The sequence below is a fragment of the Candidatus Dormiibacterota bacterium genome, assembly GCA_036495095.1.
Lineage (GTDB): Bacteria > Chloroflexota > Dormibacteria > Aeolococcales > Aeolococcaceae > CF-96.
In genome coordinates, this window is sequence record DASXNK010000191.1 from 61,997 (window position 1) to 81,864 (window position 19,868).

At 75.2% G+C, this 19,868-nt stretch carries 26 protein-coding genes; 10 read left to right on the forward strand and 16 right to left on the reverse strand.

Translation table 11 applies throughout. The annotated features are described in order from the left end of the window. Positions 1-48 precede the first annotated feature (48 nt). The 5 genes from VGL20_18935 to VGL20_18955 all read right to left on the reverse strand — a co-directional run bounded on the left by VGL20_18935 (position 49) and on the right by VGL20_18955 (position 3,277). Positions 49-1,617 (reverse strand): hypothetical protein, encoded by a 1,569-nt coding sequence (locus tag VGL20_18935; GenBank protein HEY2705761.1) that lies wholly within the window; start codon positions 1,615-1,617, stop codon positions 49-51. Next, positions 1,614-2,126, reverse strand: coding sequence for a hypothetical protein (locus VGL20_18940; GenBank protein ID HEY2705762.1), 513 nt, complete (start codon positions 2,124-2,126; stop codon positions 1,614-1,616). The genes VGL20_18935 and VGL20_18940 overlap by 4 nt, the downstream gene beginning before the upstream one ends. Further along, on the reverse strand, positions 2,120-2,497 hold the full coding sequence (locus VGL20_18945) for a hypothetical protein (protein HEY2705763.1): 378 nt from the start codon (positions 2,495-2,497) through the stop codon (positions 2,120-2,122). The genes VGL20_18940 and VGL20_18945 overlap by 7 nt, the downstream gene beginning before the upstream one ends. Then, positions 2,494-2,703, reverse strand: a complete 210-nt coding sequence (locus VGL20_18950; protein HEY2705764.1) for a hypothetical protein — start codon at positions 2,701-2,703, stop codon at positions 2,494-2,496. The genes VGL20_18945 and VGL20_18950 overlap by 4 nt, the downstream gene beginning before the upstream one ends. 112 nt (positions 2,704-2,815) lie before the next feature. Then, complete coding sequence (locus tag VGL20_18955) at positions 2,816-3,277, reverse strand: universal stress protein (protein HEY2705765.1); 462 nt, start codon at positions 3,275-3,277, stop codon at positions 2,816-2,818. Positions 3,278-3,366: 89 nt separating this feature from the next. Here VGL20_18955 and VGL20_18960 point away from each other — a divergent pair, with 89 nt between their 5' ends. The 3 genes from VGL20_18960 to pheA are packed head-to-tail and all read left to right on the forward strand — an operon-like array spanning position 3,367 to position 5,311. After that, on the forward strand, positions 3,367-3,810 hold the full coding sequence (locus VGL20_18960; protein ID HEY2705766.1) for a TrkA family potassium uptake protein: 444 nt from the start codon (positions 3,367-3,369) through the stop codon (positions 3,808-3,810). Further along, positions 3,807-4,484, forward strand: coding sequence for an NAD-binding protein (locus tag VGL20_18965; protein HEY2705767.1), 678 nt, complete (start codon positions 3,807-3,809; stop codon positions 4,482-4,484). Before VGL20_18960 ends, VGL20_18965 begins: the two co-directional genes overlap by 4 nt. A gap of 5 nt (positions 4,485-4,489) precedes the next feature. Next, positions 4,490-5,311 carry a prephenate dehydratase gene (pheA, locus tag VGL20_18970; protein ID HEY2705768.1) on the forward strand — a complete coding sequence of 274 codons (822 nt, stop codon included), beginning with the start codon at positions 4,490-4,492 and terminating at the stop codon, positions 5,309-5,311. Positions 5,312-5,394: 83 nt separating this feature from the next. Here the strand turns inward: pheA and VGL20_18975 are convergent, their stop codons facing one another. From VGL20_18975 to VGL20_18995, 5 genes are all read right to left on the reverse strand, one after another. Continuing rightward, on the reverse strand, positions 5,395-5,544 hold the full coding sequence (locus tag VGL20_18975; protein HEY2705769.1) for a DUF5679 domain-containing protein: 150 nt from the start codon (positions 5,542-5,544) through the stop codon (positions 5,395-5,397). 111 nt (positions 5,545-5,655) lie between these two features. Continuing rightward, complete coding sequence (locus VGL20_18980; protein ID HEY2705770.1) at positions 5,656-6,537, reverse strand: phytoene/squalene synthase family protein; 882 nt, start codon at positions 6,535-6,537, stop codon at positions 5,656-5,658. Continuing rightward, positions 6,527-8,071 (reverse strand): phytoene desaturase family protein, encoded by a 1,545-nt coding sequence (gene crtI, locus VGL20_18985; protein ID HEY2705771.1) that lies wholly within the window; start codon positions 8,069-8,071, stop codon positions 6,527-6,529. The genes VGL20_18980 and crtI overlap by 11 nt, the downstream gene beginning before the upstream one ends. Beyond that, on the reverse strand, positions 8,068-8,451 hold the full coding sequence (locus tag VGL20_18990) for a lycopene cyclase domain-containing protein (protein ID HEY2705772.1): 384 nt from the start codon (positions 8,449-8,451) through the stop codon (positions 8,068-8,070). Before VGL20_18990 ends, crtI begins: the two co-directional genes overlap by 4 nt. After that, positions 8,424-8,735, reverse strand: coding sequence for a lycopene cyclase domain-containing protein (locus VGL20_18995; GenBank protein HEY2705773.1), 312 nt, complete (start codon positions 8,733-8,735; stop codon positions 8,424-8,426). Before VGL20_18995 ends, VGL20_18990 begins: the two co-directional genes overlap by 28 nt. Before the next feature lie 41 nt (positions 8,736-8,776). On the opposite strand from VGL20_18995, the gene VGL20_19000 reads away from it, so the two are divergent. From VGL20_19000 to VGL20_19010, 3 genes are read left to right on the forward strand one after another with little or no spacing between them, the layout of a single operon-like run. Then, positions 8,777-9,907 (forward strand): glycosyltransferase family 2 protein, encoded by a 1,131-nt coding sequence (locus tag VGL20_19000; protein HEY2705774.1) that lies wholly within the window; start codon positions 8,777-8,779, stop codon positions 9,905-9,907. Between the two features lie 3 nt (positions 9,908-9,910). Further along, positions 9,911-10,690, forward strand: a complete 780-nt coding sequence (locus VGL20_19005) for a hypothetical protein (GenBank protein HEY2705775.1) — start codon at positions 9,911-9,913, stop codon at positions 10,688-10,690. Beyond that, positions 10,690-11,391, forward strand: a complete 702-nt coding sequence (locus VGL20_19010; protein ID HEY2705776.1) for a class I SAM-dependent methyltransferase — start codon at positions 10,690-10,692, stop codon at positions 11,389-11,391. The genes VGL20_19005 and VGL20_19010 overlap by 1 nt, the downstream gene beginning before the upstream one ends. A 10-nt stretch (positions 11,392-11,401) precedes the next feature. On the opposite strand, the gene VGL20_19015 is transcribed toward VGL20_19010, so the two are convergent. The 3 genes from VGL20_19015 to VGL20_19025 are packed head-to-tail and all read right to left on the reverse strand — an operon-like array spanning position 11,402 to position 13,563. Next, positions 11,402-12,301, reverse strand: coding sequence for a hypothetical protein (locus VGL20_19015; protein ID HEY2705777.1), 900 nt, complete (start codon positions 12,299-12,301; stop codon positions 11,402-11,404). Positions 12,302-12,349: 48 nt separating this feature from the next. After that, positions 12,350-12,877, reverse strand: a complete 528-nt coding sequence (locus tag VGL20_19020; GenBank protein HEY2705778.1) for a hypothetical protein — start codon at positions 12,875-12,877, stop codon at positions 12,350-12,352. 2 nt (positions 12,878-12,879) lie between these two features. Then, positions 12,880-13,563, reverse strand: a complete 684-nt coding sequence (locus VGL20_19025; GenBank protein ID HEY2705779.1) for an alpha/beta fold hydrolase — start codon at positions 13,561-13,563, stop codon at positions 12,880-12,882. A gap of 137 nt (positions 13,564-13,700) precedes the next feature. Between VGL20_19025 and VGL20_19030 the strand changes: the two genes are divergently transcribed. After that, on the forward strand, positions 13,701-14,441 hold the full coding sequence (locus VGL20_19030; protein ID HEY2705780.1) for a hypothetical protein: 741 nt from the start codon (positions 13,701-13,703) through the stop codon (positions 14,439-14,441). 6 nt (positions 14,442-14,447) lie between these two features. On the opposite strand, the gene VGL20_19035 is transcribed toward VGL20_19030, so the two are convergent. Together VGL20_19035 and fusA are read right to left on the reverse strand one after the other, a co-directional pair. Next, a complete protein-coding gene (locus VGL20_19035; protein HEY2705781.1) occupies positions 14,448-14,855 on the reverse strand; it encodes a DUF3052 family protein in 408 nt (135 codons plus the stop codon). A gap of 11 nt (positions 14,856-14,866) precedes the next feature. Beyond that, positions 14,867-16,948 carry an elongation factor G gene (fusA, locus tag VGL20_19040; GenBank protein ID HEY2705782.1) on the reverse strand — a complete coding sequence of 694 codons (2,082 nt, stop codon included), beginning with the start codon at positions 16,946-16,948 and terminating at the stop codon, positions 14,867-14,869. Positions 16,949-17,100: 152 nt separating this feature from the next. On the opposite strand from fusA, the gene VGL20_19045 reads away from it, so the two are divergent. Continuing rightward, entirely contained in the window at positions 17,101-17,589 is a 489-nt protein-coding gene (locus VGL20_19045; protein HEY2705783.1) for a hypothetical protein, read from the forward strand. Here the strand turns inward: VGL20_19045 and VGL20_19050 are convergent. Beyond that, positions 17,586-18,419: a class I SAM-dependent methyltransferase gene (locus tag VGL20_19050; protein HEY2705784.1), complete on the reverse strand. Its 834-nt coding sequence runs from the start codon at positions 18,417-18,419 to the stop codon at positions 17,586-17,588. The genes VGL20_19045 and VGL20_19050 overlap by 4 nt on opposite strands. A gap of 27 nt (positions 18,420-18,446) precedes the next feature. On the opposite strand from VGL20_19050, the gene VGL20_19055 reads away from it, so the two are divergent. Beyond that, on the forward strand, positions 18,447-19,112 hold the full coding sequence (locus VGL20_19055; GenBank protein HEY2705785.1) for a glycerol-3-phosphate acyltransferase: 666 nt from the start codon (positions 18,447-18,449) through the stop codon (positions 19,110-19,112). Then, complete coding sequence (locus VGL20_19060) at positions 19,109-19,735, forward strand: DedA family protein (protein ID HEY2705786.1); 627 nt, start codon at positions 19,109-19,111, stop codon at positions 19,733-19,735. Before VGL20_19055 ends, VGL20_19060 begins: the two co-directional genes overlap by 4 nt. Positions 19,736-19,868: the final 133 nt, after the last annotated feature.

Consider the following 19,868-nt stretch of genomic DNA (forward strand, 5'->3'; position numbering starts at 1 on the left):
GTGGCACGCGTCCGGCCCGGAGCTCCGCGCGCTGAGAGGTGGCGCTCGCTAGCGGTCCGGTACCGGTAGGTGGATCGGCGGGGGTGGGGGTGGCTCGAGGGTGAAGGGATGGAGGTCGCCTGCCGCGGTGGCGGCGAGGGTGCGGGCGCCGGAGTGGAGGTGGGAGAGCTCGGCGGCCTCCTCGACGGCGTGGAGGCCCTCGGGGCCGAGGTGACGCAGCGCCGCGGCCAGGGCCCGATGGGTCGGGGGCGCGCTGGGGGCGAGGGTGGTGGTCCGGCCCCAGCGGGCGAGGCGGCCGGACAGCTCGGTGAGGTGGCCGGGGACCGCGGCCGGGCGCACCAGCAGGCTGGCCGCGTCGAGCAGGTCGGCGGCGCGGCGATGGCGGCTGGTGGAGCCGGCGAGGCCGAGCAGGCCGCTCGGCCGCCCCGAGACCAGGTCGCTGGCCCGGCCGGAGAGGTCCAGGGTGCGGTGGAGCAGGGTGGCTCCGGGCGCCGCCCCGGTCTCCAGCGCCCGCAGCCCCAGGCGGCCGGCGAGGGCCAGCGGCTTGGCCAGCACGAACAGGTCGCAGACGACGGCGAGGAGCACCCCGCCGGCGAGGACGTGGTCGCTGTCGTCGACCCCGGTGACCACGCTCACCGCGAAGCCGGCGGCGGCGCGCAGCGGGTGCAGCAGCCCCGGCCCGCCGGGGAGCCCGCTCAGCGGCCCCAGCACCGGCCCGAGCACGAGGTCGGTGAGCACGGCGTGCAGCCCCCTGCCGTCGAAGGAGGTGCCGAGCAGGCGCCAGAGCAGCGCCGCCGGCGCCGCCACCGGCCCGGCGGCGTCGAGCAGCCGTCCCAGCAGGCTGCCGGCGCCGCCGAGCAGGCGGGTGGCCCCCCCGGCGACCAGCGCCAGCGGGGTGGCCACCAGCCGGGTGAGCCGGTGGCCGGCGCCGGTGTCGGCGTCGCGGGGATGGTCGAGCTCCCACTGCAGCTGGCGCACCGCCTCGGGGGCGTCGACCAGGGCGATCCGGCGGTGCCCGGCGGCCGGCCTCGTCCCGCCCCCACCGGAGGGCAGCAGGGCGGCCGAGAACCGGCAGGCGCGGAGCGTGCCCGCGGCAACCAGCCGGGCCTCGCCCGGCTCGGGGAGGGCGTCGAGGAGGCGGCCGCGCTCCACCTCCTCGAGGCGCCGGGTGCGCGGGTCGAGGATCACCGCGGTCACCGAACCGGTGAGCATCCCCACCCGCCACCGCGCTCCCGCGGGCGACGCCGCCTCCCGGTAGAGGAGCAGGTCGCCGGGCTCGGGCACGTCGCGCGGCAGCCTCAGGTCGGGCCCGCAGAGGTCGGCGAAGAGCAGGGTGGCGGAGTCGATCGCCCCCGGCCGGGCGTTGGCGGCGAGGTGGCGCCGCACCCCGTCGAGCCGCGCCCCCGCGCCCTCCCAGGCGCCGATCACGGCGTCGCGGTCGGCGCCCGTCCCCGGCGCCGGGCCGGTTCGGGCGCGCATCGCCGCCGCCGCGGCCTCCCCCGCCGTGCCGGCCGCGCGCGCCGCGCCGGCCCCGCCGAGCACCGCGGCGGCGAGGGCGGCGGCGACCAGCCCGGCGCCACCGGCGCGTCCCAGCCGGTGGCGGGCGGCGGGGCTCATCCGAGCCGGGCCGCCGCCGTGGCCCGGGCGACGCAGAGCGCGGCCGGCCGGGCGTGGGGGGTGGCGCAGAGGCGGCGGAGCAGCGGCAGCCGGCGGACGACCTCGACGGTGGCCACCGCCACGATCCGTCCCGGCGCCGCCTCGGCGCCGCGGTCGCGGGGGTCGGGGCCGAGCACGAGGTCGACCACCTCGGCGCCGTTGGCACGGGCCACCCGCTCGGCGGCGCCGCGGACCACCGCGCAGGCGGGGGGCGTGTCCGGCTCCTCGGGCAGCCGGCAGGCGGTGCGCCGGGCCTGGAGCGCGATGCTGAGGTCGTCGCTGCCGGCGCCGGCGGCGAGCTCGGCCTCGGCGGCGTGGGCGGCGGCGGCCGCCGCATGCTCGGCCCGGGCGTCGCCGGCGGTCACCGCCACCACCTCGCCGGCGCCGAGCCCGGCGACGGCCAGGAGCCAGCAGCCGAGCAGCAGCAGGAGGCTGGAGGCGCCGGCCTGGGCCCGGCGGCGGCTCAGCACGGCTCCTGCCGCATCGTCGCCGAGGCGTGCGCCGCCAGCGGCGAGTCGAGGCCCGCGGGCAGCCCGGGCAGCAGGATGCGCGGCGGCAGGATCACGCTCGCGGTCATCAGCACTCCGCCGGCGGGGTCGGTGGCGGTGGTGAGGGAGACCCGGGCCACGGCCAGGGCGGCGTCGCCGGCGACCGCGGCCGGCGGCACCGCGCGGTGCTCGCACACCAACGCGTGGCGCACCAGCTCGCGGGCGTCGCTCGCCGCCCGGGCGCGGTCCTCGACGAGCGCGGCGCCCTGGAGCAGGGCGGTGACGACGACCCCCAGCAGGGGCAGGCCGGCGACCAGCTCCAGGGTCTCGGCGCCGCGCTCGCCGGCCCTCACGGCTGACCCAGCAGGCTCTGCAGGTGGCGCAGGAGCAGGGCACCGAGGCCGCCCCCGGCGTTGTGGTCAGCCCACACCGAGGCGGCGGTCATGGCGCTGACCACGAACGAGCCGAGGCCGATCCACTCCAGCGACTGGGCACCAAGCTGGCGCCGGAGCCGGGGACGTCGGGGTCGCGGCGGGGAGGTCGGGGTGACGGGACGCATCGGCGGGCCTCCAAAGTTGTGTGGTTCTGCGAACACACAGAGAGGCTAGCAGAAGGGCGCGCCCGGGTCAACGCTGGGGAGTGGTTCTGCCACGACCAACATCCAGGGGTCGCTACGGAGCGGGCTCGTCCTCGCGCAGCGGCTCGCGGAAGATCAGCACCTGGCAGGGGGCGTTGGCCATCACGTACGGACCGGTCTTGCCCACGTGGAACTCGCCGAAGCGCTCGCGATAGGGCATCCCCATGATCAGCAGGTCGGCGCGCCAGGCCCGGATCTCGTCGACGATCGCCGGACCCACCTCACGCGCCTGGAGGAGCTCGGTCTCCACCTTGACGTCGAGGTCGCGGCCCACCCGCTCGGCGGCGTCGAGGATCCGCTCCGCCCGCTCCATGTCCGCCTCGGGGACGGCGTCGAGGGGGAGGCTGCGCTTCACCACCAGGATGCTCACCGCGTAGACCTTGGCCCGGTTGCGGAGCGCGAACCGGCAGGCGAGACGCACCGCCTCCTCGTCGGTGGAGCTCCCGTTGACGGGCACAAGGATGCGCTTGGCGGCGAATCCGTGTGGCGACGACATCGGCGCAGGATGCTACCGGATGCGCCCTCGGGCCCACCCCCGCATCACCGGGGCACGGCGGCGCGCGGACGGCCCGTAGAATCGAGGTCATGAGGGTCGTCATCGTGGGCTGCGGCAGGGTCGGCTCCCTGCTCGCGCTGCGACTCGCCGGCGAGGGCCACACCGTGTGCGTCATCGACGAGAAGCCGTCCGCGTTCGAGCGTCTCGGCGATGATTTCAGCGGCGAGATGGTGGTCGGCAACGGCCTCGAGGGCGCGACCCTGCGCCGCGCCGGCATTGCGAAGGCCGACTGCTTCGCCGCGGTGATGCCCGGCGACAACCGCAACCTCATGGCCGCCCAGCTCGCCCGCGAGATCTTCAAGGTCGAGCGGGTGATCACCCGCATCTACGACCCGATCCGCGCCGCGGTGTACCGGGAGATGGGGGTCGAGACGATCTGCTCGACGGTGATCGGCGCCGGGCTCATCCACGACTACCTCGTCGACGGGGTCAACCGCGCCGACGCGGTGGCCGGCGCCGGAGGACGCACGTGAACCAGCGCAACACCCCCTACGTCATCGTCATCGGCGGTGGCAAGGTGGGGTACCACCTCGCCCGTCACCTGCTCGACCGCGGCTACGAGGTGACCCTGGTCGAGAAGGACAAGGTGCGCGCCCAGTGGCTGTCGCACCAGCTCGGCTCGTGCAGCATCATGGTCGGCGACGGCGACGAGATGGCCTTCCTCGCCACCACCGGCATCGAGCGCGCCGGCGTCGTGGTCGGCGCCACCGGCGACGACGAGGACAACCTGGTCGCCTGCCAGCTGGCGAAGCGGAAGTTCAGCGTGCCGCGCACCATCGCGCGCGTCAACGACCCCGAGAACGTCCGGCTCTTCAAGGCCCTCGGCATCGACGTGCCGGTGTCCGCGACCGAGCTGCTGATGGGTCTCATCGAGGCCGAGCTGAGCGGCTCCGACGCGGTGAAGGGCGTGGCGGTGAAGGCCAGCGGCGCCACCCTGGTCGACGTCGCGCTCCCCGACCTCTCCTCGCTGGTGGGCCGGCGAGTCGCCGACATCCCGCTTCCCGCGGGTGATCTGGTGGTCTGCATCGTCCGCGACGGGCGGCCGGTGGTGCCGCAGGCCGACGTCGTGATCAAGCCCAAGGACGAGCTGATCATCTATTCCACCACCCTCGACGTCGACAGCGTCCGCGAGCTGGTCACCAACTGACCACCGTGCGCCGCGTCGCCTATCTCGGTCCGGAGGGGACCAACTCGCACGACGCGGCGCTCGCCCGCTATCGCGAGGGCGCGCTGCTGGTGCCCGCCGGCGACATCCCCACGGTGGTCGCCTCGGTGACCGCCGGCTGCGTGGAGGAGGCCCTGGTCCCGATCGAGAACAGCACCGAGGGCAGCGTCACCGTCACCCTCGACATGCTCATCGCCGGCGACGCGCCGCGCATCGTCGGGGAGATCGTGCTGCCGATCCGCCATCAGCTGGTGGCGCGCCCGGGCACCGCGCTCACCGACATCGAGCGGGTGGTCTCGCTCGGCCAACCGGCGGCGCAGTGCCGCAGCTGGCTCCGCGAGAACCTCCCCGGCGCCCAGGTGTTCCCGGCGCTGAGCACGGCCGCCGCGGTGGCCTCCTGCGTCCACTCCGGCCGCCTCGCCGCCATCGGCACCGAGGCGGCGGCCCGCCTCTACGGGATGGAGGTGATCGCCGCCGACATCCAGGACTCGGTGGACAACGCCACCCGTTTCGTCATCCTCGCCCGCGACCGCCCCGAGCCCACCGGGCGCGATCGCACCTCGCTGGTCTTCGCCTTCCACGCCGACCGTCCCGGCTCGCTGGCCTCGGCGCTGCAGCCGTTCGCGGGCCGGGGGATCAACCTCACCAAGATCGAGTCACGGCCCACCAAGGCGGCCCTGGGCGCGTACTGGTTCCTGATCGACTGCGAGGGTCACGAGGACGACTCGCCCGTGGCCGACGCCATCTCCGAGGTGCGGGCGATCACCGTCGGAATGCGCGTGCTGGGCTCCTATCCCCGCGCCGACTGACTGCGCGGGCACAGCCGTATCCGCCGACCATGGCCACAAGGCGTGGGGCCGGCCGGCAGCCGGGGACTGGCCCCGGCCGGCTGTCAGGCGGCCTTGCCGATCTTGAAGATGGTGGTGCCGCACGTCGGGCAGACGCCCTTGGTGGCCGGCTTGCCGTTCTTCATGGTGATGGCCTGGGCATCCTGGATCTCCACGGATGTCTTGCACTTCAGGCAATAGCCGTTGACAGCCATCGTCTCCTCCTCAGGGGCGACACGAATCGGGCTGGCGGCCTCGGGCCACCTTGATCGCCGGTATTCTAGGCACGAGATCGATCCTGCGTTGCCAGAGCCGTCCCGAGGCGGTCAGCCGCGGATGGCGCGGGCGGCGGCGAGGCGGGCCACCAGGGCCCATTTGTCGCGGCGCGTGGTCGACACCCGGCCGGCGAAGACGTCGTGCCCGCGGGCGGCGAGGCGGTCGAGGATGGCGGCGTAGGTGCGCGCCGCCACCGCGATGGGGAAGCGCGCCTCCCGGGGCAGGAGCGGCAGACCCGTCACCCCGCGGGCGTAGAGCTCGGCGGCGCGCCGGGCGACCACCGCCACCGCCAGCCGCACCCCCGGGGTGGCCCGGCGGTCGCGGAGGGCGTCGTCGTCGCAGCCGGTCAGGGCGCAGACGTCGGCGGGGAGGTAGAGGCGTCCGCGGGTGAGGTCCTCGTCGACGTCCCGGCAGACGTTGGTGAGCTGCATCGCCGACCCCAGCGCGGCGGCGGCGTCGCGGGCGGCGGCGGGGTCGCGCGCCCCCAGCAGGGCGGCCATCACCAGCCCCACCGAGCCGGCGACGTCGAAGCAGTAGCCCTCCAGCTCGGCCATGGTGGCGGGCCGGCGGTGGTCGAGGTCGGCGCGCAGCCCGCGGATGACGATGCGCAGGTCGCCGGCGTCGAGCCGGCGCCGCTCCACCACCTCGGGGAGGATCCGGCGCACCGGGTGGGAGCCGTCGGGGGGCAGCCCCGCCGCCAGCCAGGCGTCCCAGTCGTCGAGAACGGCGCGCACCCGCTCCCGGCCCATCCCCTCCGGGGGCTCGTCGACGAGGTCGTCGAGCAGGCGGTAGTAGGCGTAGACCACGGCGACGTCCTCGCGCACCTGGCCGGGGAGGAACAGCGCCGCGAACGAGAACGAGCGGGCGTGGACCCGGATGATCCGCCGGCAGCTGCGCAGGTCGTCGCGCCGCCGCCTCCCCTCAGCGGCCATGCCCCGCCTCGGCGGCCACCCGCTCGGCCACCAGGCGGGCGCCGAGGAACACCATCGGCACCCCTCCGCCGGGCTGGGTGCTGGCCCCGACGAAGTAGAGGTTGTGCAATGTGCGATGCCGGTTGGCGGGCCGGAAGATCCCCACCTGGAAGAGGTCGTGGGCGATGCCGAAGGTCGAGCCGCGGCGCAGGTTGTAGAGCTCACGCCAGTCGTCGGGGGTGACCATGCGCTCGGTGACGATGTGCGAGCGCGCGTCGGGGATGCCGAGGTGGGCGAGGCTGTCGAGCGCGTGGTCGCGCAGCCGGGCGGCGTCGCCCTCGCGCCAGCGCGGGCCGGCGTCGGTGCCGGCGCAGGGCACGAGCACGTAGACGCAGTCGTGATCCTCGGGGGCGAGGGTGGGGTCGGTGCGGGTGGGCACGTGCACGTAGAGCGCGGGGTCGTCGGGCACCCCGGGGCGGCGGAAGATGGCGTCGAAGTGCCGGTCGGGGTCGGCGGGGATGTACACGTTGTGGTGGAGCAGGTCCGGCGACACCGCCCGCATCCCCAGGTAGAGCATCAGCGTGCTGCTGCCGTAGCGCAGCCTCTCGAGGCGGCCGTGGTCGTAGGGCGCCCGCACCGAGTCGTCGAGGAGGTTCTCGTACGCCCAGGGCAGGTCGGCGTTGCAGACGACGATGTCCGCATCCAGGTGCCCGCCGCCGGCGATCTCGACCCCGGTGGCGCGGCCGTCGCGGTGCACGATGCGGGTCACCTCGGCGCCGGTGCGCACCTCGACGCCGTCGCGCTCCAGCACCTCGAGCAGGGCGACGACGATGCGGTACATGCCGCCGCGCGGATACCAGATGCCCTCCGCCAGCTCGGTGTAGGGGAGCAGCGCATACACGGCGGGGGCGTCGCGCGGCGCCAGCCCCAGGTACATCGATTGGAAGGTGAAGGCGATCTGCAGCCGCGGGTCCTTGAAGTAGCGGGCCGCGTGGCCGCCCAGCCGGCGGAGCGCGCCGGTGTCGAGCAGGCGGGGGAGGTTGCCGGGGCTCAGGAACTGGCCCATGTGGAGGAAGTTGCGCTCCACGAAGCGCTCGCGCGAGACCCGGTACTTGTGGGCGGCGTCGCTGAGGAACCGCAGGTGGGCGTCGCCGGCCCCGGGTTCGATCGCCTCCAGGCCGTCGCGGAGCCGCTGCAGGTCGGAGGTCACGGTGAGCTGCGCGCCACCGGCGAAGGTGATGCGGTAGTTGGGGTGCATGCGCACCAGGTCGAGGTGGTCGTCGAGGTGGCGCCCGCAATCGGCGAACAGCGACTCGAGCACGTCGCGCATCAGCAGGATGGTGGGGCCGGTGTCGAAGGTGAAGCCACCCTCGGTCCAGGTGTCGCAGCGGCCACCGCAGCGCTGGTTGCGCTCCAGCACGGTGACGTCATAGTCGAGGTGGCGCAGCCGCAGCGCGGTGGCGAGGCCGCCGAGCCCGCCGCCCACGACCACCGCGCGGCGGCGTTCGCGCACCGGCGTCGCGGCGCCGCGCTCCGGGGCCAGCGTGGTGGTCACCGCACCCTCCCGATCAGGCGCAGCGCGCGACGTATCGCGGGCCGCATCTCCGGCGCGTTGAAGAGGATCACGCTCTGCGCCACCATCAGGTCGGTGAGCAGGAAGAAGAGCGCCTCCTCGATGGGGACGTTGCCGAGGGAGAGACCGACGACCCGGTCGCGGTGGATCGCCCAGATGCCCTGGGAGAGCGCCACCGCGTCGCTGCCGATCAGGTAGGCGGTGGGCAGCAGCGTGCCCACCAGCAGCGGCGCCAGCCGGCGGCGCAGCGCCGCGTGTCCCGCCACCCACTGCAGGGCGATCACCGGGAGTGCCCAGGGCAGCAGCAGCCCCAGATAGGTGAGGTGCCCCCACATCAGCGGCGCGCCTCCCACCGCCGCCACACCGCGGTGGTGACGAGCCCGGCGAGGACGACCTGGAGCACGTAGAAGCCGTACTCCTCCAGGGGCACGCGGAGCACGGTGCCCCCCAGCACCCGACCGGCGGGATACGTCCAGACCCGTTCGACGATCAGCACCCGGTCCCACGGCGCGGTGTACAGAATGGCCATCCCGATCACCACCGGGAGCTGCCACAGCAGCGCGCGCCGCAGCCGGCGCCGCTCCAGACCGAGCATCAGCAGGATCGGCGGGACCAGGAACAGTGCGAGAAATTCAAGGTAGGTCACAGGGTCGTGGAATGGTACGTAGCCGGGGGCCAGGAGGATACGTGGTCCCCGAACCCGCCCACGGCCGCCTCCGGGCGCTCCTCCCGGGCACCGTCTGCGCCGCCGCGGCGGCCGCCGCCGGGCTGCTCGCGCGCCGCCATGCGGCCGCCCTCGAGGAGGTGACTCCCGGCATCGCGGCCGGCGCCGGCGCGACCGTCGACGCGGTGGTGCCCGCCCGCGACGAGGCGGAGCGGATCGGCGGGTGCGTCGCCGCGCTCCGCGCCCAGGGGCCGGGGGTGGGCGTGACCGTGGTCGACGACGCCTCCGCCGACGCCACCGGCGCGCGGGCCGCGGCCGCCGGGGCCGAGGTGCTCCGGCTCGAGGGGCCGCCGCCGGGCTGGCTGGGCAAGCCCCACGCCTGCGCCGCCGGCGCCGCCGCGGGAAGCGCACCGTGGCTCGCCTTCGTCGACGCCGACGTGACCCTCGCCCCCGGCGCACTCGCCGCTCTGGTGGCGGCGGCGGAGCGGCGCGGGCTCGCGGCGGTGTCGCCGCTGCTCCGCCAGCGCGGCGGCGGTGTCGCCGACTCTCTGGTGGTGCCGCTCGCCTTCTGGCAGTACACCGTGGGGCTGCCCGGGGGCGGGCAGGGGGGAGGGCGGGGCATCCTCAACGGCCAGTGCGTGGTGGTGCGCCGGGACGTCTACGAGAGCAGCGGCGGCCACGCCGACGCCGGCGTCCGCGCCAGCGTGGTCGAGGACTCCGCCCTCGCCCGCCTGCTCGTCGGCCGCGGCGGCCGCATCGCCCTGGTGCGGGGCGAGGAGCTCGGCGAGGTCCGCATGTACCGGGATGCCGCGACCCTGAGGGCCGGGTTCGGCAGGAACGCCGCACTCTTCCTCGCCGCCGACCCCGTCCGGGGGCTGCTGGTCGCCGCCAGCGGCCTGGCGATGTCCGCCGTCCTCCCCCTCGCCGTGGGGGCGCTGCGCCCGCCGCGCCGGGTGCGCCTGCTGGGGGCGGCGCTGGCCTGGGCCCCACCGGTGGCCGCCCTGGCGCCCCGCTACCGCGCCGCCCGGCTGCCGGCCGCGCTCGCCCTGCTCCACCCCGTCGCCGCGTCGGCGATGCAGCTGATCGCCGTCGAGTCGCTGGTGCGCGGCCTGCTCGGCCGCCCGCCCCGCTGGAAGGGACGGCGGCTGCGCTGACCCGTGTACGCTGCCGCCGCCATCGAGAGACCGCCCACCCACCGGGTGCCGCCGCGCATCCTCCTCCGCCTCGGCCGCGCGATGCTGCGCCGGGGTGAGGTCAGCCTCGTCCACGACGTCCGCGAGCTGATCGCGTCCACCCGCCCGGCGCCGCTGCTCACCGGCGCCGAGAACATCCCCGAGCGCGGCCCCTTCGTCGCCGTCGCCAACCACTGCCAGCGGCCCGGCCTGTGGATCGGCTTCGCCTCCTCGCTGCTCACCGCGGCGGTGGCCGACCGCCGCCCGGGGGCTCCGCCGCTGCACTGGGCGGTGGTCGGCGAGACCCGGCTGTGGGCGGGGCGCGTCGCCGTGCCCGGCACCCGCTGGGCGTACCGCGAGGTGGCCCGCTGCTACGAGATGGTCACCCTGCCGCCCGCTCCGGCGGAGGTGGCGGGACGGGCCGGGGCGCTCCGCCGCCTCGCCCGCCTGGCCCTGCCCCCGCCGCGGGGCCGGGGCGAGCCGGTGGCCCTCTACCCCGAGGGCGAGCGCGGCACCGCCGTCGGGCTGGTGGATCCGCTGCCGGGCACCGGCACCCTGCTCCGGCTGCTCGCCGCCGGCGGGGTGCCCGCCCTGCCCGTCGGCTTCGCCGAGGAGGAGGGGCGGCTGCGCTGCCGGGTCGGCCGGCCCTTCCGGCCGGAGGGCGCCGGCGACGACGCCGAGGCCGCCGAGGAGGCGATGCGGCGCATCGCCGCGCTCCTCCCCGAGCGGATGCGCGGTCGCTTCCGGCTCGGGGACGGAGCCTGATGGCGCGCTGGGGCCGGGCCCTGGGGCTGCTCCCCTCCGGCGCCGTGCGGGTGCTCGACTGCGGCTGCGCCTTCGGGTTCCTCACCCGCCGGCTGGCGCGCCGTCACCCCGAGGTCGCCGGTATCGACCTCGACCCCGGCTACGTCGCCCGCGCCCGCCGCGCCGTGCCCGGCGCCGACATCCGCCTCGGCCCGGTGTCGCGGCTGCCCTGGCCCGACGGCCACTTCGACGCCGCCGTCTGCCTCGACGTGCTCGAGCACTGCCCCGACCCCGCGGCCGCCGCCGCCGAGCTCGCCCGGGTGCTCCGCCCCGGCGGCACCCTGGTGGCCAGCGTCCCCCATGCCGGGCTGCTCGGCGGCGCCGACTCGCTCAACGTGTACGCGCGGCTGCGCCCGTCCGCCGAGCCGCCCACCGACGATCCCTCCTGGCGCGAGCGCCCCCACCACCGCCACTTCACGGCCGCCGAGCTCGCCGCGGTGCTCGGGCCGGAGTTCGAGGTCGACGCGGTGCGCTACAGCGGGCTGGGCGTGGCCGAGCTGCTCAACCTGCCGCTGCTGCTCGCCACCCGGGGGGTCTCACGGCGGCTGCGCCCGCTCTACGCGGTGCTCCAGTACGCCTACTTCGGCCTCTACGTGCTCGAGGACATGCTGCCGATGACCCGCGCCGGCTACCACGTCATGGTGCGGGCGCGGCGGCGCTGACCCCGGCGGCTCAGCCGGTGGGGGCGCTGCCGAAGAGGGCGCCGAGCTCCTGGAGGCTGATCGTCCCGGTGGCGCTGGGGTGGGCGACGGTGATGTGCGCGCCGTGGTCGTAGAGGTGGGTGGAGCCGTCGGTGCTCACCTCGAGGACGCCGCCGAGGCCGGGGGTCGAGTGGCCGGAGAGGGTGGCGAGGCGGTCGAAGTCGAGGGAGACATCGGCGATGCTCGCCTCGCGCACCAGCGAGCCGGAGGCGCGGTCGACGTAGAAGGTGACGTCGGCGCGGTCGTAGTGGATCGCCTGGCCGACGCTGCTCGCCAGCCCCGAGGGCGCTCCCAGCCCGCTGAACAGCGAGCCCAGCAACCTGGTCGACAGCGTCGACAGGTAGGCCTGGTCGAGGACGCCGTCGAAGCGCTCGGTGTCGACCCCGTCCTGGGTCGACCGCCCCCGGTCCTTGAGCCCGCCGATGTGGTCCGCGTACTCCTGCACCTGGTGGGTGGAGAAGGTGTCGGCGAGCCCCTGGAAGACGGGGGCCTCCTTGTAGTCCCTCCCGTCCGGCGACACGTAGACGGTGCCGTCGTAGAGCACGATGTGGATCCCCGACCGGCTGTCGGTCGAGAGCACCCCGCCGAGCCGCTTCGCGCTCTCCACGTCCTCCTTGATGGTCTGGTGCTGGGCCTGCTTCTTCCCGAAGCCCTGCCGGGCCGCCGCGGAGAGGCGCGAGGGGTCGAAGGTGATGGTCTGCGCGGTGTCGACGCGGAAGCTCCCCGAGGTCGAGCGCGACGCCGCCCGGCTCACCGCCTGGGCGGGGCTCACCCCGGTGAGCGCGTCGCGCCCCTGGCCGCAGCCGGCGAGCGGCCCGGCGAGCACGGCGGTGACCGCGGCGGCGGCGAGCGGCGCGCGGCGCAGGGCCATGGGCCGACACTAGCGCACCGCCGCCGCCGGAGTCCGTGCGGCGCCCGCTCAGACGCGGCCGGCGAGGACGGTGGCGAGCTTGACCAGCTCGTCCTGGGTGACTCCCTTGTGGGCGCTGCTGAGCACCGCGAAGGTCGCACCCCGCGAGAGGTAGACGGCCACGCCCAGGCCCCCGGGCTTGGAGAGGCGGGCGCTGTCGCCGACCCCGCTCAGGGGCGGGCCCCCGGACTGCTCGACGTCGCCGCGCGCGGCCGCGACGCTCTGCCGGATCACCACCTGCACGGTGAGCACGGGCACGCTGGCGCCGCCGGTGGTCGGCGTGTAGGTGCAGAACGAGCCCAGCTGCGGATCCGACCGCGGGCTCGCCGCGACCGGCCCGCTTCCCAGCGTCGACTGCACCTCCGCCGGCGAGAGCAGGCGGCAGGCGTTGCCGAAGTCCTTCGCAGGTCCGACCTCCAGGCCCGGCGGTGTCCGGACGGGCCCGCCGGGGGTCGGGGTCGAGCCGCTGTCGCCGCTGCCGCAGCCGGCGAGCAGCGCCACCAGTCCCACCGCGCCGAGCATCAGCCTCGCGTTCACGGCTAGCCCAGGTGACGGTGCAGGAAGGCCACGGTGAGCGCCCACGAGCGCTGCGCCGCCTCGGCGTCGTGCACCTCGGGGCGGGTGTCGTTGAAGAAGGCGTGGTCGGTGCCCGGGTACCAGTGGAACTCCGCCTCCACCCCGGCCTCGCGCAGCCGCTGCTCCAGCGGGTCGACGGCCTCGTGGCCGGCGAAGTGGTCGTTCTCGGCGAAGTGGCCCAGCACCGCGGCGCGGATCCGGCTCAGGTCGGGCTGCGCCTCCGGCCAGGGGGCGACGCCGTAGTAGACGACGCAGGCCCTCACCTCGGGTCGCAGCGAGGCGAGGTAGAGGGCGAGGCCGCCGCCCATGCAGAAGCCGACGGTGCCGACGCCGTCGCCGGTGGTGTGCTCGCTGCCGAGCAGCCAGGTCACCGCGCCGCTGAGGTCGCGGCCGGCCTCGTCGATCCTCAGCTCCATCATCTTCTTGGCCGCCTCGTCGGGCTCGGTCGTGGTCTCGCCGTGGAAGAGGTCGGCGGCCAGCGCGGTGAAGCCCTCGGCGGCGAGGCGGTCGCACACGTCCTCGATGTGGGGCACCAGCCCCCACCACTCCTGGATGACGACCACGCCGGGACCCCTGCCGCCCTCGGGGGTGGCCAGGTAGCCAGGGCAGGTGTGCCCGTTGCTGGGGAAGGTGATCCGCTCGCCCACCGCCGTCCTCCTCGCCTCGAGATGTTGCGTCCGCGACCGCGCGGAGGATAGTGCAGGTGTCACCGGTCGGCGTGCGTTGTCCCAGTACCGGGCGCCGGCCCACGATCGTCGCTCGGGCTCAGGGAAGGGAAGAGGAGATGAGAGGACGGCTGGTCGCGGTGCTGGCGCTGGTCGCCGCCGTGGCGGTGAGCGCCACCGCCGGTGGCCCCGCCGCCATGGCGAAGGCGAAGAAGGTCAAGCCGGGCACGTCGTTCACCGTCTGGGTGCAGACCGTCGACTCCTGCAAGCAGGCGCTGCCCGCCGCCGCCTACCTGCTCACCGGGGGTGGCACCACCCGCACCGCCGAGGCGCCCGCGGGGAGGAAGAGGACGATCGTCCCCACCGCCGCCTGCCCGCTGCTCCACGGCAACTGCGCCGCGGTGCCGGTGGGGTGCGTCAGCTTCACCGGGCTGCCCGCGGGCACCTACACGCTGACCACCACCAGGACGCCGCCGCCGGACAGGACCGATCCCGAGGGCTTCGCACCCTGCCAGGGCGGCAGCGCCTGCCGCTCGCAGGTGGCGACCATCACCGTGGCGGCCTCCGGCGCGGTGCAGGGTGCGGTCACCGACGTCTACCCGGACGGGGTCAGCGAGACCTTCCCCTCGGCCTCGAGCTACTTCCCCGGCACCCCCACCGACCCGGTGGTCTTCCACGACTTCGGCCTCGCCGCGCCCGGGTTCGCGCCCCAGTGCGACGGCGACTCCGACGCCGACGACCACCTCACCGGCAACATGCGTGGCCACTGCGGGTACCCGGAGGCCGACGAGGCCGCCGCCTGCCAGCCCTACCCCTGGAGCTGCGCGACCGCCGCAGCCAGCCCGGCCGCGAAGCCGTAGGCGCCACTACCGGGACGCGCGCAGCCGGCGCCGCCAGACGAAGCGCAGCCCCGACCAGTCCTCGTCGAGCGCAGCCACCTTGGTGTCGACCAGCCCGCAGGGAAGGATGTCCTCGCGCAGCCGGTTCTCGGTGATGTCGCTGACATGACCGCCGGCGCGCCGCGGCCAGGCGATCCAGAGCGAGCCCTCGCGGTGGATCGCCTCCCGCAGTGCCGGAAGCCGCTCCACCAGCAGCTTCCGCTCGCGGAGGAAGGCGAGCACCACGTCGTGCGCCCCGGCGAGCTCGGCCTCGACCACGACGCCGTCGGGCAGCTCTGGGATCGCCCAGCCCGCCGGCGCGTCGACGACCGCGACCGACGCGCCCGGCCGGATGCCGAGCTTGCGCGCCAGCGGCGTGCCCGAGTACCCCGCCATCCGGCGACCGGCTACGACGCCTGGGCCGCGTGCTCCTTCCGGTACTCGTCGATGAGATGCTGGGCGACCTGCGGTGGCACCTCCTCGAAGTGGGAGAACTCCATCGTGTAGCGACCCCGTCCCTGGGTGACGGCGCGCAGGTCGATGGGGAACGTGTACATCTCCGACTGGGGCACCTGGGCGGTCACCTCGGAGCGGCCGTCGCCGGTGGGGTTCATCCCCGCCACCCGTCCGCGGCGGCTGTTGAGGATGCCGATGGCGTCGCCCATCAGCCGCTCCGGCACCACCACGCGGACGTTGACCACCGGCTCGAGCAGCACCGGCCTCGCCTCCTGCACCGCCTTGCGCATGGCGATGGCCCCCGCGGTCTGGAAGGCGATGTCCTTGCCGTCCACGGGATGGGTGCTGCCGTCGACCAGCCGCACCTTGACGTCGACGATCGGATACCCGGCCACCGCACCCTGGGCGAGGGTCTGCTTCACCCCCTTCTCCACCGAGGGGCGGAACTGCTGGGGGATGGAGCCGCCGAAGATCTTGTCCTGCCATTCGTACCCGCCGCCGCGTGGCAGCGGCTCGATCTCGATGGTGCAGTCGCCGTACTGCCCGGCACCGCCGGTCTGCTTCTTGTGCTTGTGCTGCACCTTGGCGGTCCCGGTGATGGTCTCGCGGTACGCGATCCTCGGGGTCGAGAGGGTGGCGTCGACGCCGTAGCGGCGCTTGATCCGCTCCAGGCTGACGTCGAGGTGGGTGTCGCCGAGGCCGTGGACCACCTCCTCGCCGGTGGCGGGGTCGCGGCCGAGGGTGAAGGTGAGGTCCTCGTCGGCCTGCCGGGCGAGGGCGCTGTGGATCTTGTCCTCGTCGCCCTTGCTCCGCGCGGCGATCGCCATCGTGTAGGCGGCGGCGGGATAGGCGATCGGCGGGAGGGTGACCGGCGTGTCCCGGGCGCAGAGGGTGTCGCCGGTGGCGGTGACCGCGAGCTTGGTGACCGCGCCGATGTCGCCGGCGGGGATGTCGCTGGCGGTGACCACCTGCTTGCCCATCGGCCGGCCGAGGCCGCTGAGCCGCTCCTCCTGGCCCCTCTGGACGTTGAACGGATGCGAGTCGGCACGCATGGTGCCGCGGAGCACCCGGAAGTAGCTGACCCTCCCGAAGGGGTCGGACGTGGTCTTGAAGACCTGGGCGACGAGCGGGCCGTTGGGATCGCACTCGATCTCGACCGGCCGGTCGTGGGCGTCGACCCCGGTGTGCACTCGCTCCTTCGGAGAGGGGAGGAAGCGGTTGATGGCGTCGAGCACGGTGCTGGAGCCCTTCAGCAGCGGCGATGCGGTGGGCATGATCGGGATCAGGCTGCCCCGCAGCGCCGCGGTGTGGAGGGCGCCGTGGACCTCGTCGACGGTGAGCTCGATGCCCTCCAGGTACTTCTCCAGCAGGGCGTCGTCGGTCTCGGCGGCGGCGTCGACCAGCGCCGAGTGGGCCCGCTCCACCTCGTCGCGCATGTTCTCGGGGAGCGGCACCTCCGTGCAGCCGCCCTGGGCGTCGAACTCGTAGGCCCGATCGTCGACCAGGTCCACGAAGCCGCGGAAGCTCTCGGCGGAGCCGATCGGCACGGCGACCGCGATGGCCCTGCGCCCCAGCTGCTCACGGAGGGCGTCGACGGTGGCCTCGTAGGCGGCGTTCTCCTTGTCCATCTTCGTCACCACCACCAGCGCCGGCATCCGCGCCTCGCTGATCCGCTCCCAGGCGAACTCGGCGCCGACCGGGACGGTGCCGGTGGCGCCGACCACGAGCAGCGCGGAGTCGGCGGCGGCGAGCGCCTGCACCACCTCGCCGGCGAAGTCCGGGAACCCGGGGGTGTCGAGCAGGTTGATGCGCACCCCGTTCCAGTCGCAGTGGGCGACCGCGGTGGTGATGCTGATCGAGCGCCGCTGCTCCTCGGGTTCGAAGTCGAGGATGGAGGTGCCCTGGTCGGTCGAGCCCAGCCGCGCGGTGGCGCCGGCCACGTGCATCAGCGCCTCACAGAGCGTGGTCTTGCCGTCATGGCTGTGCCCCAGCACGGCGACGGAACGGATGCGCTCGGGCGTGGGCGACGGCATGGCTCGACTCCTCCCCACCAGGTCTGCCGGTCGAAAGCGCACATGGTAGTTGCTGGATTCCGTTCGTTCCACCCACAACATGGGCGGGCGCTCCGAGGGTGGGAACGAGCCGCTCGACCGCGGCCCGCAAGCACTATCGTTGCGGGCGCGCCATGCCCCGCATCCCCGTCGCCACCCTCTGCGCGCCGGTGGTCGCAGCGCTGACCGCATGCGGGTCGGCCGCGGCCCCGACCGTCCACTGCAGCACTCCCACGCGCTCCGATCCCCCCACTCCGAACGCGGTCGCCGGGGTGGTGGGCTTCGCCGCCGATCGGGGCTGGCTGGAGGGCGCGGGTGCGATCGCGTTCACCGCCACCGTCCGAGGCCCCGCACGCTTCCGGGCCGACTGCGCCGGCCCCCTCCAGGTCGTGGTCAGCGACTCGGCCGACATCCACGTGTTCTCCGCGGCGCCGCCGGCGGTGCGGGGGGTGCCCTGCGGGGTGGTGAACCTGCCCCGCGGCCGCTCGGCGGAGTACGAGCTGAGCTGGCGGGTCGACTCCAGCCTCCCCTCGGGCCTGTACGAGGCCACCCTCGTCCTCGGCGACCAGCCCGCCGCCACCCTGCAGCTGCGGCTCGGCCGGGCCGACCCGGTCTGCCGCTAACGCTCCGCCACCACCAGCAGCGTCTCCGACAGGCCGGTGGCGCGATAGCGGGTCCAGCCGTCGTGGACGGCGCGCACCCGCAGCCCGGCGCGGGCGAAGAGCGCGGGCACCTCGGCGAGGGTGGTCAGCTGCCCGGTGGTCTGCTGGACGGCGACGCTGCCGTCGTCGAGGATGCCGATCTCGCGGAGCACGAAGGTCCGCCGGCGCTCGTCGTAGAGGGTGTCGGTGAGCAGCAGGTGGGGGCGGTCGGACACCAGCGAGCGCGGGACCACGTCCCAGGCGGTGATCCGCCCGGGCGGGTGGTCGGGCCGCACCCGGAGCTCGGCGACGAGGCGGCCCCCGGGGCGCAGCGCGGCGGCGAGCCGGCGCAGCACCGCCACCTGCTCGCGGCGGGCGAAGGCCTCGAGGATGAAGTACACGAGGATCACCGCGTCGAAGTCGCCGTGGCCCTCCAGGCTGCGCAGATCGGCGCGGCGGAACTCCGCCGCCACCCCCGCCTCGCGGGCGAGGATGCGGGCGTGGCGCAGCACCGGCTCGCCGGTGTCGACGCCGACCACGTCCCAGCCGAGCCTGGCGAGACGGACGGCGTAGAGGCCCGGCCCGCAGCCGGCGTCGAGCAGCCGTCCCGGCGGCGGGGCGATCAGCCGGGCGAGCCGGGCGACGTGGCGCTCGATCACGGGGATGCGGCGGCTGGCGCCGTCGTGCCTCTGGTCGAGGTGCTCGCGGAGCAGCCGCCGGCTCATCACCGGGTCGCCCCAGTCGAGCTCGGCGGCGGCGTCGAAGGCGGTGGGGAGCCGCGGGATCGCCGAGGGACGCAGCGGTCGTCTCATGCCCGCGTACGGTAGTACTCTCGTTGCGTGACGCCCCCTCACTGGTTGGTGCTGGTCGCCGGAGCGCTGATCGGCGGCTACCTGGTGGGGAGCCTTCCGGTGGCCTGGCTGGTGGTCCGGCGCGGTCGCGGCATCGACCTCCGGCAGACCGGTCGCGGTCGGGCCGGCGCGCTCGACGCCCTCGCCGCCGGCGGCCTCCGCGCCGCCGCCCTCACCGTGGTGCTGGAGCTGATCAAGGGCGCGGTGGTCGGCCTGGGGGCGCGCGTCTACGACGGTGACCCCTGGTTCGCCGCCACCGCGATCGCCGGCTGCGTGGTCGGCGACGCCTTTCCCATCGGGATCCGCCGCGGCCGCCGCGGCATCGTCCCGCTGGTGGCGGGGGTGGTGGCGGCGCTGCCCTCGGTCTGGTGGGCGGGGCTGATCATCGCCCTCCCCGGGGTGGTGCTGCTCGGCCTGCGCGGCCGCGCCTTCGAGCAGCTCGTCGCCCTCTGCGTGCCCCTGGGGCTGCTCCTCGGCACCCGCGACGCGCGCACCCTGGGGCCCGCCGCGGTGATCGTGGTCGCCCTGGTCGCCCGCAACCGGATGCGCATCCGGCAGCGCCGGGAGGCGCGCCGCCGGACCGAGCTCGGCGCCGCCGCCGTGCCCCTGGTCGTCGAGCCACCCCGGGGCCCTGGTAGGCTCCCCGATTCGTGAGCGGTGGAATCGGCGGCTTCGTCCGGGACTTTGTCGAGAACCATGGCCTGGCCGCCGTGTTCGGCCTGATGGCGGCCGAGTCCTGCGGCATCCCCTTCCCCAGCGAGGTGATCATGCCGGTGGCCGGAGCGGTCGCCGCCGGCGCCCTGGTCGGCGGGTCGCACCTCGGCCTGGTGCCGGCGATCATCGCCGGCGCCGCCGGCAACCTGGTCGGCTCGCTGATCGCCTGGGTGCTCGCCGCCCGCTTCGGTGAGCCGCTGCTCCTCGGGCCCGGCCGCTACATCGGGATCTCGCGCTCGCACATCGACATGGCCGGCCGCTTCTTCGCGCGCCGCGGGCTGCTCGCCGTGTTCCTCGGCCGCATGCTGCCGGTGATCCGCACCTACATCTCCTTCCCCGCCGGCCTCGCCAAGGTTCCGCTGCTGCCCTTCTCGGTCCTGACCTTCGTCGGTGCCCTCCCCTGGTGCGCCGCCCTGGGGATCGCCGGCTACGAGGTGGGCGCCAACTACGACAGGGTCTCGGGGCCGATCGAGAAGGCCGCGATCGTGCTGGCGGTGCTGGTCGCCGCCGGCGTGATCGCCTGGATCGTCCGCGGCCGCAGGGCGAGCCGCAGCGCCGGCTGAGCCGGCTCAGATCGCGGCGCTGGGCGGCGGGGTCACCGTCACCGCCGCGCCCCAGTCGCTGAAGTCGAAGCTGGCGCTGCTGACGCCGGGGCCGCTGCTGGCGCCGGCCTGGCCGCAGTCGGCGCGGCCGCCG

Bases quoted from the DNA above. Each gene is read 5' to 3' on its own strand.
- VGL20_18935 (HEY2705761.1), bottom strand. From the start codon at position 1,617: ATGAGCCCCGCCGCCCGCCACCGGCTGGGACGCGCCGGTGGCGCCGGG.
- VGL20_18950 (HEY2705764.1), bottom strand. From the start codon at position 2,703: ATGCGTCCCGTCACCCCGACCTCCCCGCCGCGACCCCGACGTCCCCGG.
- VGL20_18955 (HEY2705765.1), bottom strand. From the start codon at position 3,277: ATGTCGTCGCCACACGGATTCGCCGCCAAGCGCATCCTTGTGCCCGTC.
- VGL20_18960 (HEY2705766.1), top strand. From the start codon at position 3,367: ATGAGGGTCGTCATCGTGGGCTGCGGCAGGGTCGGCTCCCTGCTCGCG.
- VGL20_18975 (HEY2705769.1), bottom strand. From the start codon at position 5,544: ATGGCTGTCAACGGCTATTGCCTGAAGTGCAAGACATCCGTGGAGATC.
- VGL20_18980 (HEY2705770.1), bottom strand. From the start codon at position 6,537: ATGGCCGCTGAGGGGAGGCGGCGGCGCGACGACCTGCGCAGCTGCCGG.
- VGL20_19010 (HEY2705776.1), top strand. From the start codon at position 10,690: ATGGCGCGCTGGGGCCGGGCCCTGGGGCTGCTCCCCTCCGGCGCCGTG.
- VGL20_19015 (HEY2705777.1), bottom strand. From the start codon at position 12,301: ATGGCCCTGCGCCGCGCGCCGCTCGCCGCCGCCGCGGTCACCGCCGTG.
- VGL20_19030 (HEY2705780.1), top strand. From the start codon at position 13,701: ATGAGAGGACGGCTGGTCGCGGTGCTGGCGCTGGTCGCCGCCGTGGCG.
- VGL20_19035 (HEY2705781.1), bottom strand. From the start codon at position 14,855: ATGGCGGGGTACTCGGGCACGCCGCTGGCGCGCAAGCTCGGCATCCGG.
- fusA (HEY2705782.1), bottom strand. From the start codon at position 16,948: ATGCCGTCGCCCACGCCCGAGCGCATCCGTTCCGTCGCCGTGCTGGGG.
- VGL20_19045 (HEY2705783.1), top strand. From the start codon at position 17,101: ATGCCCCGCATCCCCGTCGCCACCCTCTGCGCGCCGGTGGTCGCAGCG.
- VGL20_19050 (HEY2705784.1), bottom strand. From the start codon at position 18,419: ATGAGACGACCGCTGCGTCCCTCGGCGATCCCGCGGCTCCCCACCGCC.